Origin of the sequence: Burkholderia sp. Se-20378, assembly GCF_017104665.1 — a bacterium.
Classification (GTDB): Bacteria; Pseudomonadota; Gammaproteobacteria; order Burkholderiales; family Burkholderiaceae; genus Burkholderia; species Burkholderia lata.
Genome location: NZ_JAAGPG010000224.1, coordinates 1 through 13,365, shown reverse-complemented (window position 1 = coordinate 13,365; position 13,365 = coordinate 1). Strand labels below are relative to the sequence as shown.

The window sequence follows — 13,365 nt, the reverse complement described above, 5'->3', positions numbered from 1 at the left end:
CGCCGGCGCCGGCAAGGTGCACGTCGGCTTCCTCGGCGCCGGCGCGCCGCCGTACGATCCGCCGTTCCCCGAACTGATGCTGCATCCGGCAGACGGCCTCGAGCTCGGCGCGATGACCGCCATCGCGGCCGGCTGCGGGCTCGGCACGCGCGAAGCCGCAGCGACACTCGTGCGCGACGTGCTTGCACACGATGCCGCGACGCTGCTCGATGCCGATGCGCTGAACCTCGTCACGACACATGCCGATCTCGCGACCGCCGTCGCCACCCGCGGTACGCGCGGCAATCCGTGCGTGCTGACGCCGCATCCGCTCGAAGCCGCCCGGCTGCTCGGCAGCGACACGGCGACGATCCAGCGCGACCGTGTCGCGGCCGCGCAGGCGCTTGCGGCGCGTTATGCGGCGAACGTCGTGCTGAAAGGCTCGGGCACGGTGATTGCGGCGCCCGACGGCCGCGTGACGATCAATCCGACCGGCAACGCCGCGCTCGCCACGGGCGGCACCGGCGATGTGCTCGGCGGCTTGATCGGCGCGTTGCTCGCGCAGCGTGTCGCACCGTACGAAGCAGCGCTCGCGGGCGTCTACCTGCACGGTCTCGCGGCCGACACGCTGACCGCGCACGGCACCGGCCCGGCCGGACTCACGGCCAGCGAACTCGCGCCGATGGTGCGCACGCTGATCAATCGCCTTTTTTATGCGTCGCCGCGCGCCGACACATAACGCCGCTATACTGACTGCCCCGTCGCACGGCGGGCCCTCTCGTCCGCCGGCTTTCCGATCCCGATGAGCCGGCGCGGCATTCCTCCCGATTCACGCTTCACTCGAACCGCCATGACGCTGAAATCGCTCCCCGCCTGGACTGCCCTTCAATCCCACTTCGAACAGATCCGTCACGCCCGGCTGCGCGACTGGTTCGCGCCGGAAAACGACCACGCGCCGACCCGTGCGGAACGCTTCACGATTCCGGGCGGCGGTCTCGCGGCCGATTTCTCGAAGAACCGCATCAACGACGACACGCTGCGCCTGCTCGTGCAGCTCGCGCGCGACGCGGGCGTCGAAGCGCGCCGCGACGCGATGTTCGCGGGCGAGATCGTCAACCCGACCGAGGGCCGTGCCGCGTTGCACACCGCGCTGCGCGCGACCGATCCGCAAGCGCCGTTCCACGCACAGATCAGCGCCGAGCGCGCGAAGATGGCGACCTTCGCGCGCGCCGTGCGCAGCGGCACGTGGACGGGCTACACCGGCAAGCGCATCCGCCACGTGATCAACATCGGCATCGGCGGCTCCGACCTCGGGCCGAAGATGGTCGTGCATGCGCTGCACCACGTCGCGACGCCTGAAATCACCACGCATTTCGTGTCGAACGTGGACGGCGCCGATCTCGCGCGCGTGCTCGAACAGGTCGATCCCGAGGAAACGCTCGCGATCATCGTGTCGAAGACCTTCACGACGCTTGAGACGATGACGAACGCACGCTCGCTGCGCGACTGGTTCGTCGCGCGCGGCTGCCCCGAGGACGCACTCGCGAAGCACTTCGTCGGCGTGTCGGCGAACCCGGCCGAAGTCGTGAAGTTCGGCATCGCCGCCGACAACGTGTTCGAAATGTGGGATTGGGTCGGCGGCCGCTATTCGCTGTGGTCGGCAGTCGGCCTGTCGATCATGATCGCGATCGGCCCCGAGCAGTTCGACGAGCTGCTGGCCGGCGCGGACGACATGGACCGTCATTTCCGCGAAGCGCCGCTCGAGCGCAACCTGCCCGTGCTGCTCGGCCTGATCGGCATCTGGTATCGGAATTTCTTCGGTTCGCAGAGCTATCTCGTCGCGCCGTATTCGGAAGCGCTGCACTACCTGCCGTCGTACCTGCAGCAGCTCGAAATGGAGAGCAACGGCAAATCCGCGCGTCTGGACGGCACCTTCGTCGACTACCCGACGTCGGCCGTCACGTGGGGCGAACCGGGCACCAACGGCCAGCATGCGTTCTTCCAGATGCTGCACCAGGGGCCGACGATCGTGCCGATCGACTTCATCGCGGTGCTGACGCCCGAGCATCCGCTCGCGAGCCATCATCCGAAGCTGCTGGCGAACTGCTTTGCGCAGAGCGAGGCACTGATGCTCGGCCGCACGCTCGACGAAGCGCGCAAGGTCGCCGGTCCGGGCAAGGAAGCGCTCGCGCCGCACCTGACGTTCCCGGGCAACCGCCCGACGACGACGCTGCTCGTCGATGCGCTGACGCCGCGCACGCTCGGCGCGCTGATCGCGCTGTACGAACACAAGGTGCTCGTGCAGGCAACGGTGTGGGACATCAATCCGTTCGACCAGTGGGGCGTCGAGCTCGGCAAGATTCTCGGCAAGGTGGTAGAAGCCGACCTGTCGTCCGAGTCGGTCGATCCGGCAAAGCACGACTCGTCGACCACCGCGCTGATCGAGCGCGCCCGCGCAGCGCTGAAGCGTTGAAGCGCTGACGCAACGGCGTCATGCCGATGCCGGCCGCGCAGCCCTGCCTGCGCGGCCGGCCGAAAAAATCAGGCGCCGCGCCGCTCCGCATGCGGCTCGACGATGCGTCCCGCGTCGATCGTCACGGTCGTCGCACAGCGGCGCGCAAGTTCGACATCGTGCGTGACGAGCACGAGCGTGGCACCATGCGTGCGGTTCAGTTCGAACATCAGGTCGATGACCGCATGGCCCGTGGCTGCATCCAGGCTGCCGGTCGGCTCGTCGGCGAACAGGATCGCCGGGCGCGTGACGAATGCGCGCGCAAGCGCGACACGCTGCTGCTCGCCTCCGGACAACAGCTTCGGATAATGCGCGGTACGCTCGCCGAGGCCAACCTGTCCGAGCAGCGCCCGGGCACGATCGGCTGCCTCACGCGCACTGATGCCGCCCTGCAGCTCGAGCGGCAGCATCACGTTCTCGAGCGCCGTCAGGTGCGGCATCAACTGGAACGACTGGAACACGAACCCGACTGCGCCGTTGCGCAGCGCCGCGCGTGCATCCTCGTCGAGCTGGTCGAGCGCGCGGCCGAGCAGGCGAACCGTGCCGCTCGTCGCGCTGTCCAACCCTGCAAGCAGGCCGAGCAGCGTCGATTTACCCGACCCCGACGCGCCGACGATCGCGAGGCTGCTGCCTGGCTGCACGGCGAGCGTGATGCCGTCGAGGATCGTCAGCTCGCCCGTTGCATCGGCGACCCGCTTGCACACGTCATGGACTTCGATGATCGGATCGGTAATCTTGAACATGGACACGACATTTCGCTGGAAAAGACGCGCGGCGTTCGCCGCGCTGCTGGGCACCCTGCTGGCCGCCACCGTACCGGCACGCGCTGCGACGACGCCGGCCGCGACATCGGGCCAGCCCGTGATCGTCGTGCTCGGCGACAGCCTGTCGGCCGAATACGGGCTGCCACGCGACTCCGGCTGGGTGGCATTGCTGCGGCAACGACTCACGACCGAGCGAATCGATTATAGCGTCGCGAACGCCAGCGTCAGCGGCGACACCACGAGCGGCGGCCGTGCACGGCTGCCCGCCGTGCTGCAGCGGCTCAAGCCGTCGATCGTCGTCGTCGAGCTCGGGTCGAACGATGCGCTACGCGGCGTACCGCTCGCTACGACCGAGCAGAACCTGCGCGACATCATCGCCGGTGCACGACAGGCGCGGGCGAAGGTCGTGCTGGTCGGCATGTACGTGCCACCCAATTACGGCCCCGACTACACGCAGAAGTTCCACGCCGTCTATACGCGGCTGTCGAAGGATCTCGGTGTGCCGCTCGTGCCGTTTCTGCTGGCCGGCATCGAGAACAAGCCGGAGTTGTTCCAGGCCGACCAGATGCATCCCGCGCAGCAGGCGCAGGGCATTCTGCTCGACAACGTCTGGCCGGCGCTGAAACCGCTGCTCGGCAAGCCGCGCGGCTGACACCACCGCCCCCCCTCGGAAAACAAAAAGCCCCGCATGAAGCGGGGCTTTTTTGTTGCATGCGAAACGACGCTCAGTTGTCGCCGTCCTGCGACTGGCCGGCCGTCGAGCCGTACAGCTTCACCTTCGAGCGATCACGCAGTGCGGCGAGATACGCTTCGCCTTCGCTCTGCGCGTCGACCTGCGCCATCTGCTGCTGCGCGGCCGCCAGTTGCTGCGGATCGACCGCCGAACCCGGGATCACCGCGTTCACGCGGTAGATCGCGTAGCCGTCCGCGCCGAGATCGACACCGACGTACGCCGGCAGCGTCTTCGCGTCGACCTTGTACACGGCGCTCAGTGCAGCCGGCGTCAGGCCCTGCGACTGCGTGCGCGAGACCTTCTGCGCGACCGCGAACCCGTCCGTCGACTTCGACTTCTGCAGTTCGGCGAGCTTCGCCGCGCCATTCTTCTTCGCGAGTTCCGCAGCCTGCTCGGCGACGACCTTCTGGCGCACGACGTCCTTGATCGCGTCGAGCGCGGGCACGGCAGCCGGCTTGTAGTCGGTCACGCGCGCCGAGATCAGCGTGTTGTTGCCGACGTCGATCGCCTGCGTGTTGTTCTGGCTCTTCACCGAGTCGTTCGCGAACACGGCGGCCAGGAATTTCGGATTGTTCAGCGGGCTCGTCGGCGGCAGCTGCGGATTCGGCGTCGGCGTGACGGTGGCCGTCTGGATCGTCAGCTTGTACTTGTCCGCGGCCGGCTGCAGCGTCTTCGCCTTTTCGTAGACGGTGGACGTGAAGCCTTCTGCGTTGTCCGTGAACGCCTTCGATGCGTACTGCTGCTTCAGGTCGACTGCGATCTGATCCTTCACGTCAGCGAACGGCTTGACGGCGGCCGGCTTCACTTCCGTTGCCTTCAGGATGTGGAAGCCCAGATCCGACTGCACGACACCGCTCACGTCGCCCTGCTTGAGTGCGAACGCGGCATCGTCGAACGCCTTGCCGCCCGCCGTCGAGCCACGCGTGATGAAACCGAGGTCGCCGCCCTTCGCAGCCGACGGCGCGTCCTGCGAGCCCTTCTGCGCGATCTGCGCGAACTGGTCCGGGTGTGCCTTCACGTCGGCCAGCAGCTGCTCGGCCTTCGTCTTCGCTGCCGCCTTGTCGGCCGCGCTTGCGCTGCCCGGCGCGGCGATGAAGATGTGGCTCACGCGAACCTGCGCTTCGGTGCGGAAGTGCGTCGGGTTGTCGTCGTAGAACTTCTTGATGTCCGCATCGGTCGGCTGCGCGCTCGCGGCCGCTGCGGCCGGCGAATAGACCAGGTACTGGATCGTCGCGGTTTCCGGCGTCGCGAAGCTCTGCTTGTGCGCGTCATAGTACGCGGCGAGCTGCGCATCGGTCGGCTGGACCTTCGCTGCGAAGTCGCTCGTCTTCAGCACGAGCGCCTGCACTTCGCGCTGCTGCGCGGCGAGTTCGGACAGGCGTTGCGCGAGGCTCTTCGGCGTGAATGCGCTCGACACGATGCTGGCCGGAATCTGTTGCAGCGAGAGGCTGTAGCGCACGCGCTCCTGATACTGCTCGGGCGTCATCCCCTGGAACGACAGCAGTTGCGCATAGCGCTCGACGTCGATCGAACCGTCGGGCTTCTTCAGCGACGCGATCATCGGGTCGCTCATCAGCGCGTCGCGCACGGCGTTGTCGGATGCGGTCAGGTGCAGACGTTGGGTCTCGTCGGCCAGCACGCGTTGCTGGATCAGGCCGTCGAGCACCTGCTTGCGGTGCTCGGGCGTATCGAACATCTTGATGTCGAACTGCCCGCCGAGCGCCTGACGCGCCTGGTCGATCTGCTGGCGGAACGCGCCGTCGAACTCGACCCGCGTGATCTTGTGCCCGTTGACTGCCGCGACGTTCGCGCTATCGTCGAAGAAGCCGCGGAAGCCTTGGATCCCGACGAAACCCAGCCCCGGCAACACGATCAGGAGCAGGAGCGCCATCATCAGGCGCTGGTGATTACGGAAGAAATCGAGCATGCGTGACGGGAAAATTGGACAAAACGACCGATATTACAACATACGGGGTGGGACGGGAGAAAAGCAGACGTACTGCGGGCGAGTACGACGCGACAACCAGGCGCACAAAACAAAAATGCCCGCGTTGCGCAGGCATTTTCGCGTGAGCGGCGAAGCGGACGGGACTCGCCTGCATCCTGCAGACCACGCAACCGGCTCCCTTCACTCGGCAACTACGCGCCCGAAACGTTTCCCAATCGGAATCGAAAATAAAAAAGCCCGCACTAGGCGGGCTTCTTCATTTTCTGGCGGAGCGGACGGGACTCGAACCCGCGACCCCCGGCGTGACAGGCCGGTATTCTAACCGACTGAACTACCGCTCCTTGGTCTGGCTGAATCAGGAAACTGGTGGGTGCTGAGGGGTTCGAACCCCCGACCTACGCCTTGTAAGGGCGCCGCTCTACCAGCTGAGCTAAGCACCCGTTTCCGATTCGTTCTGGCTGCGATCTGCGTTTCGGCATCAACAACCAGCGAGCCCGCAAGTTTAATTGATCCCCGATCATTTTGCAAAGCCCTGACGTGAATTTTTTTAACACTCGCGCGCATGATTTCAATACGCATAAAAAACCCGCGGCCATGCCGCGGGTTTCGTGAACAACCGTCAGGAAGGACGGTGCCCCGATGCTTAGTGCTTGACGAATTCCGTCGAGCCGGCATCCTTCGCTGCGTCAGCAACCGGCGCCGCCGCCTTCGCCTCTTCTTCCGGCGGCAGCGGGGTCGGCGAACGCTCGAGCGCGAGTTCCAGCACCTTGTCGATCCAGCGGACCGGCACGATCTCGATCGCGTTCTTCACGTTGTCCGGAATCTCGGCGAGATCCTTCACGTTCTCTTCCGGAATCAGCACGAGCTTGATGCCACCGCGATGTGCTGCGAGCAGCTTCTCCTTCAGGCCACCGATCGGCAGGACTTCACCACGCAGCGTGATTTCGCCCGTCATCGCGACATCGGCACGCACGGGGATACCCGTCAGCACCGATACCAGCGCGGTCGTCATCGCACCACCGGCGGACGGACCGTCCTTCGGCGTCGCACCTTCCGGCACGTGGATGTGGATGTCCTGCTTCTCGAACGCTTCGTCCTTGATGCCGAGACGACGCGAACGCGAGCGCACGACCGAACGTGCCGCCTCGACCGACTCCTTCATCACGTCGCCGAGCGAACCCGTACGGATCACGTTGCCCTTGCCCGGCATCACCGCGGCTTCGATCGTCAGCAGATCGCCACCGACTTCCGTCCACGCGAGGCCCGTCACCTGACCGACCTGGTTTTCCTTCGCCGCGAGGCCGAAGTCGTACTTGCGTACGCCGAGGAACGTATCGAGGTTTTCGCCGTCGACCTTGATCGCGCCCGATGCCTTCTTCAGCAGCAGCATCTTCACGACCTTGCGGCAGATCTTCGACACTTCCCGCTCGAGCGAACGCACACCGGCTTCGCGCGTGTAGTAGCGGATGATGTCGCGGATCGCCTGCTCGGTGACCTCGATCTCGCCTTCCTTCAGCCCGTTGTTCTTCTTCTGCTTCGGCAGCAGGTAACGCTGGGCGATGCTGACCTTCTCGTCTTCCGTGTAACCCGACAGACGGATCACTTCCATCCGGTCGAGCAGCGGCGGCGGGATGTTCAGCGAGTTCGACGTCGCGACGAACATCACGTCCGACAGATCGAAGTCGACTTCGATGTAGTGGTCGGCGAACGTGTGGTTCTGTTCCGGATCGAGCACTTCGAGCAGCGCCGACGACGGATCGCCGCGGAAATCCATGCCCATCTTGTCGACTTCGTCGAGCAGGAAGAGCGGATTGCGCACGCCGACCTTCGTGAGGCTCTGCAGGATCTTGCCCGGCATCGAACCGATGTACGTCCGGCGGTGGCCGCGGATCTCGGCTTCGTCACGCACGCCGCCGAGCGCCATCCGGACGAACTTGCGGTTCGTCGCGCGGGCGATCGACTGGCCGAGCGAGGTCTTGCCGACGCCCGGGGGCCCGACGAGGCACAGGATCGGTGCCTTGACCTTGTCGACGCGCTGTTGCACCGCGAGATACTCGAGGATCCGTTCCTTCACCTTCTCGAGGCCGAAGTGATCCTCGTCGAGCACCTGCTCGGCGTTCGACAGGTCGTTGTTGACCTTGCTCTTCTTGCGCCACGGCAGGCCGATCAGCGTGTCGATGTAGTTGCGCACGACAGTGGCTTCCGCCGACATCGGCGACATCAGCTTCAGCTTCTTCAGCTCGGCGTCGGCCTTCTTCTTCGCTTCCTTCGGCATGCGCGCGGCGTTGATGCGCTTCTCGAGTTCCTCGAGATCGGCGCCCTCTTCGCCTTCGCCCAGTTCCTTCTGGATCGCCTTGACCTGTTCGTTCAGGTAGTACTCGCGCTGGCTCTTTTCCATCTGGCGCTTCACGCGCCCGCGGATGCGCTTTTCGACCTGCAGGATGTCGATCTCGGCTTCGAGCTGCGCGAGCAGGTGCTCGAGGCGCTCGATGACCGGGAACATCTCGAGGATGTGCTGCTTCTGGTCGAGCTTCAGCGGCAGGCGCTCGGCGATCATGTCGGCGAGGCGGCCTGCTTCGTCGATGCCCGACAGCGACGTGAGGATCTCCGGCGGGATCTTCTTGTTCAGCTTCACGTACTGGTCGAACTGCGACACGATCGCACGGCGCAGCGCTTCCGTTTCAGCGCTGTCGGCGTGATCGGGCTCGAGCGGCATCACTTCGCAGGAGAATTGCGTTTCCTGCTCTTCGATCGACAACGCCTTCGCGCGCTGCAGGCCCTCGACGAGCACCTTCACGGTGCCGTCCGGCAGCTTCAGCATCTGCAGGATGTTGGCGATACAGCCGACCTCGTACATGTCCTTTTCGGTCGGTTCGTCCTTGGCCGCGGTTTTCTGGGCGACGAGCATGATGTGCTTGCCGCCTTCCATCGCTGCTTCGAGGGCCTTGATCGATTTCGGCCGGCCCACGAAGAGCGGAATCACCATGTGCGGGAAAACGACGACATCCCGCAGCGGCAGCAGCGGGAGCGTGATGCGTTCCGGCGGGAGAAGTTGGGTGCCTGACATTTCATTTCCCCATGAGTGGAATCAATTGTTCGGTAATTGAGGCCGCCACAACGAATTGCAAGCCTTCAAGTGCGGGAAATATTCGGTAAGAAAGTAACCACCGCGTGTCGAGTCAGAGTTACCCACAAGATAAACGAAAAAAAGCCGCCCACGGTCTCATGAACGGCCTTTTTCGCAGAACATCGTCGGCAAGCCGGTCAGTTCGAACCCGCCACCTTCGGCGTGTCCTCGTAGATCAGCAAAGGCTTGCCGTCGCCATCGATGACGTTCTCGTCGATGATGACTTTGCTGACCCCTTTCATCGTCGGCAGCTCGTACATCACGTCGAGCAATGCCTGTTCGATGATCGAACGCAAACCGCGCGCGCCGGTCTTGCGGCGGATCGCCTTGCGGGCGACTGCCTGCAGTGCGCCCGGCCGGATCTCCAGCTCGACGCGCTCCATCGCGAACAGCTTGTGATACTGCTTGACGAGCGCATTCTTCGGCTCGACGAGGATCTTCATCAGCGCGGCTTCATCGAGCTTGCCGAGCGTCGCGACCACCGGCAGGCGGCCGATCAATTCGGGGATCAGACCGAATTTGATCAGATCTTCCGGTTCCGTTTCGCGCAGCACTTCGCCCGCGTCGCGTTCCTGCTTGCTCTTGACCGTCGCGCCGAAGCCGATACCGGTTTTCTCGGTACGATCGGTGATCACCTTTTCGAGGCCGTCGAATGCACCGCCGCAGATGAACAGGATGTTGGTCGTGTCGACCTGAATGAAATCCTGGTTCGGGTGCTTGCGGCCACCCTGCGGCGGCACCGACGCCATCGTGCCCTCGACGAGCTTCAGCAGCGCCTGCTGGACACCCTCGCCCGACACGTCGCGCGTGATCGACGGGTTGTCCGACTTGCGGCTGATCTTGTCGATTTCGTCGATGTAGACGATCCCGCGCTGGGCCTTGTCGACCTCGTAGTTGCAGTTCTGCAACAGCTTCTGGATGATGTTCTCGACGTCCTCGCCGACGTAGCCGGCTTCGGTCAGCGTCGTCGCATCGGCGATCACGAACGGCACGTTGAGCAACCGCGCGAGCGTCTGCGCGAGCAGCGTCTTGCCGGAGCCCGTCGGGCCGATCAGCAGGATGTTGCTCTTCGACAGCTCGACGTCGTCCTTCTTGTCGAGATGCTTCAGGCGCTTGTAGTGGTTGTACACGGCCACCGCGAGGATCTTCTTCGCGCGCTCCTGGCCGATCACATACTGATCGAGGATGTCGCGAATTTCCTGCGGGCTCGGGAGATCCGACCGGGACAGGCTGGCCTCGACGCCGGCGGCAGCCGCCTCGTCGCGAATGATTTCGTTGCAGAGGTCGATGCACTCATCGCAGATGAACACCGACGGGCCCGCGATGAGTTTTTTCACCTCATGCTGGCTTTTCCCGCAAAACGAGCAATACAACAGCTTCTCGCTGTTCGAACCTTTTTTGTCCGCCATGAATGTAGAGCCTCCGGACAGGTAAATGACATGATACGCCGAATGCTCCGAGCGCCGCGCCTAGGGCGCGACCGGAGCCGGCTGGATGCGCTTGCCGCAGATGCTCAGGGCGTTCGGGACGTCGCAGGGGCGCCGCACGAATCGGGGCGGCACCCCACTTAATCTCACGGGCGCTTCAGCAGCACCTGATCGATCAGCCCGTACGCCTTCGCATCCTCGCTCGACATGAAGTTATCACGGTCGGTGTCGCGCGCGATGCGCTCGACGTCCTGGCCCGTGTGCTGCGCGAGCAACTGGTTCAGCCGCTCCTTCAGGTAGAGGATTTCGCGTGCCTGGATCTCGATGTCGGATGCCTGGCCGCGCGCGCCGCCGAGCGGCTGGTGAATCATCACGCGCGAGTTCGGCAGCGCGAAACGCTTGCCCTTCGCACCCGACGCGAGCAGGAACGCACCCATGCTGGCCGCGAGGCCCATGCACAGCGTCGACACGTCCGGCTTGATGAACTGCATCGTGTCGTAGATCGCCATGCCGGCCGACACCGACCCGCCCGGGCTGTTGATGTACAGGCTGATGTCCTTGTCGGGATTCTCGCTCTCGAGGAACAGCAGCTGCGCAACCACGAGGTTGGCGGTCTGGTCGTTCACTTCGCCTACCATGAACACCAGGCGCTCCTTCAGGAGACGCGAGTAGATATCGTACGAACGCTCGCCGCGGCCGCTCGTTTCGACGACGATCGGCACCAGCCCCAGCGCTTGCGCCTCGAAACCCTGCGGCGCGTTCGAAGCAAGCATGTCCAGCAATTCAGCGCGAGTGATCATTCAATGAACCTTGTTCGAATGGAAAATTGAACGGAAGGAAGCCGCCCGCTCAATCGCCATATTAATGGCAACCGTGCGCTTGACGTAAAAACGGCGTGCGGGCCGTCGCTCCGACAGCCGGCACGCCGCTAGAGCAACACTTACGCTTGCGCCGATGCGCTCGCGAGTGCTTCGAAGCTCACTTCCTTGTCCGTCACCTTCGCCTTGCCCAGCACGAAATCGACGACGTTGCTTTCAACGACGAACGCTTCCATCTCGGCGAGGCGCTGCTGGTTCGAATAATACCAGCGGACCACTTCCTTCGGGTCTTCGTAGCTCTTGGCGAACTCGTCGACTTCCGCGCGGATCTGTTCCGGCTTCGCTTCGAGGCCGTTCGACTTCACGAGCTCGGCCAGCACGAGGCCCAGCTTCACGCGGCGTTCCGCCTGCTCGGTGAACATCTCGGCCGGGATCGGGGCGTCCTTCGCGTTCGGCACGCCGCGCTGCGCCAGATCCTGGCGAGCCATTTCGACGAGGCGTTGCTGATCCTGCTCGATCAGCGCCTTCGGCACGTCGAGTTCGGAGATCTTCAGCAGCGCGTCCATCACCTGGTTCTTGACGATCGACTGCGTGCGGCGCTTCGCTTCACGCTCGAGGTTTTCCTTGATCTCGCCGCGCATCTTCGTGAGATCGCCGTCTTCGATGCCGAGCGACTTCGCGAATTCACCGTCGATTTCCGGCAGGTGCGGCCACTCGATCTTCTTCATCGTGACCGTGAATTGCGCCGTCTTGCCCGCGACGTCCTTGCCGTGGTAATCCTCCGGGAACGCCAGGTCGAACGTGCGCGATTCGCCGTCCTTCAGGCCCAGCGCTGCCGTTTCGAATTCCGGCAGCATGCGGCCTTCGCCGAGCACGAACGGGAAATCTTCAGCCGTGCCGCCCTGGAACGCGACGTCGTCGATCTTGCCGACGAAGTCGACCGTCACGCGGTCGCCGTTCTTCGCTGCGGTGTCCGCGCCGCCGTCGCCGTGCTCGCCGGCTTCGCCACGTGCGTGGAAGTGCACGCGCTGCTTGCGCAGGATGTCCAGCGTGCGGTCGATTTCGGCGTCGCCGATCGACGTCGTCGAGCGCTCGACTTCAGCCGTCGCCAGATCGCCGATCTTCACTTCCGGATACACCTCGAACGTCGCGTCGAATGCGTATGCACCTTCAGCCTGCTCCTGCTTCGGCTCGAAGCTCGGCTGGCCAGCGACGCGCAGGTTTTCCGCGCGGCTGATCGTGAAGAATTCCTGGCCGATCTTGTCGCTCAGCACTTCTGCCTCGACCTGGCCCGCATACTGTTGCGCGACCATCTTCACCGGCACCTTGCCCGGGCGGAAACCCGGCATGCGCACGGTCTTCGCGAGTTTCTGGATACGGGCGTCGATTTCCTTCTGCACGGTGTCTTTCGGCAGGGAAATCGTCACGCGGCGTTCAAGCTTGCCGAGGTTCTCAACAACGTTAGCCATGGCTTCAATCGTCCTAAAATTATTCGAGCGAATCGGGTTTTCCTTGCCGTGCCTGCCTGCGGCGGGATGTGCATCACATCCACTCGCCGCGCCGGAGCGCCACGCCATCCCTGCACGCGCCGGATGGCTAGCGCAAGCGGCTCGGAGCACGGCTTTGGCCGGAAGAATCGACTATTCTAGCAAACAATTTTCATCACACCGCCAGATCGGCGCGATGCACATGCGTCTGCGCCGCGTCAACGGCCCTTTGCACGGCAATGCAAGCGGATCGCCGCTATGCCGAACGCCGTATCCACCACGGGCCCGCCATCCTGTAAGCTCCGATTGAGGGGTCGCCGCCGTCGCGGCCCCAATATTCTTCACACCAATCACGCCATCCGGAGACACCATGCCGCAACACCCGTCCGCGCCTGTCGTCGTCATCGCGCCCGATTCGTTCAAAGGCTCGCTTTCCGCCGAGCAGGTCGCGGACGCGATCGCCACCGGCATCCGCCGCGCCCGGCCCGACGCTGTCGTGCGCTGCTGCCCGATGGCCGACGGCGGCGAAGGCACGCTCGACGCGATGCTGGCTGGCGGGGGCCACCGGCA

10 protein-coding genes and 2 tRNA genes are annotated in these 13,365 nt (G+C 64.3%); 4 read left to right on the top strand and 8 right to left on the bottom strand.

Going from position 1 to position 13,365, the window contains the following annotated elements:
* Window positions 1–718 (top strand): NAD(P)H-hydrate dehydratase (locus G3N93_RS22145; protein ID WP_206133953.1); only part of this gene is annotated, 718 nt, incomplete at its 5' end.
* A 111-nt stretch (window positions 719–829) separates the two neighbouring features.
* Window positions 830–2,452: a glucose-6-phosphate isomerase gene (gene pgi, locus G3N93_RS22140; RefSeq protein ID WP_174941203.1), complete on the top strand. Its 1,623-nt coding sequence runs from the start codon at window positions 830–832 to the stop codon at window positions 2,450–2,452.
* 68 nt (window positions 2,453–2,520) lie between these two features.
* On the opposite strand, the gene G3N93_RS22135 is transcribed toward pgi, so the two are convergent.
* Window positions 2,521–3,234, bottom strand: a complete 714-nt coding sequence (locus G3N93_RS22135; protein ID WP_206133952.1) for an ABC transporter ATP-binding protein — start codon at window positions 3,232–3,234, stop codon at window positions 2,521–2,523.
* Between G3N93_RS22135 and G3N93_RS22130 the strand changes: the two genes are divergently transcribed.
* Complete coding sequence (locus G3N93_RS22130) at window positions 3,233–3,907, top strand: arylesterase (RefSeq protein WP_174941207.1); 675 nt, start codon at window positions 3,233–3,235, stop codon at window positions 3,905–3,907. The genes G3N93_RS22135 and G3N93_RS22130 overlap by 2 nt on opposite strands.
* A gap of 73 nt (window positions 3,908–3,980) precedes the next feature.
* Here the strand turns inward: G3N93_RS22130 and G3N93_RS22125 are convergent, their stop codons facing one another.
* The 7 genes from G3N93_RS22125 to tig form a co-directional block, all read right to left on the bottom strand.
* Window positions 3,981–5,915, bottom strand: a complete 1,935-nt coding sequence (locus tag G3N93_RS22125; protein WP_206133951.1) for a SurA N-terminal domain-containing protein — start codon at window positions 5,913–5,915, stop codon at window positions 3,981–3,983.
* 285 nt (window positions 5,916–6,200) lie between these two features.
* Window positions 6,201–6,277 (bottom strand) — tRNA-Asp (locus G3N93_RS22120).
* Between the two features lie 23 nt (window positions 6,278–6,300).
* Window positions 6,301–6,376, bottom strand: a tRNA-Val gene (locus G3N93_RS22115).
* A gap of 203 nt (window positions 6,377–6,579) precedes the next feature.
* Window positions 6,580–9,003 carry an endopeptidase La gene (lon, locus tag G3N93_RS22110; protein ID WP_011352361.1) on the bottom strand — a complete coding sequence of 808 codons (2,424 nt, stop codon included), beginning with the start codon at window positions 9,001–9,003 and terminating at the stop codon, window positions 6,580–6,582.
* A gap of 197 nt (window positions 9,004–9,200) precedes the next feature.
* Window positions 9,201–10,472, bottom strand: coding sequence for an ATP-dependent Clp protease ATP-binding subunit ClpX (clpX, locus tag G3N93_RS22105; RefSeq protein ID WP_006489345.1), 1,272 nt, complete (start codon window positions 10,470–10,472; stop codon window positions 9,201–9,203).
* Window positions 10,473–10,636: 164 nt separating this feature from the next.
* Complete coding sequence (gene clpP / locus G3N93_RS22100) at window positions 10,637–11,290, bottom strand: ATP-dependent Clp endopeptidase proteolytic subunit ClpP (protein WP_010092137.1); 654 nt, start codon at window positions 11,288–11,290, stop codon at window positions 10,637–10,639.
* Between the two features lie 140 nt (window positions 11,291–11,430).
* Window positions 11,431–12,777, bottom strand: coding sequence for a trigger factor (tig, locus tag G3N93_RS22095; protein WP_174941210.1), 1,347 nt, complete (start codon window positions 12,775–12,777; stop codon window positions 11,431–11,433).
* A 388-nt stretch (window positions 12,778–13,165) separates the two neighbouring features.
* Between tig and G3N93_RS22090 the strand changes: the two genes are divergently transcribed.
* The coding region (locus G3N93_RS22090) for a glycerate kinase (RefSeq protein ID WP_206133950.1) at window positions 13,166–13,365 on the top strand (200 nt) is incomplete at its 3' end.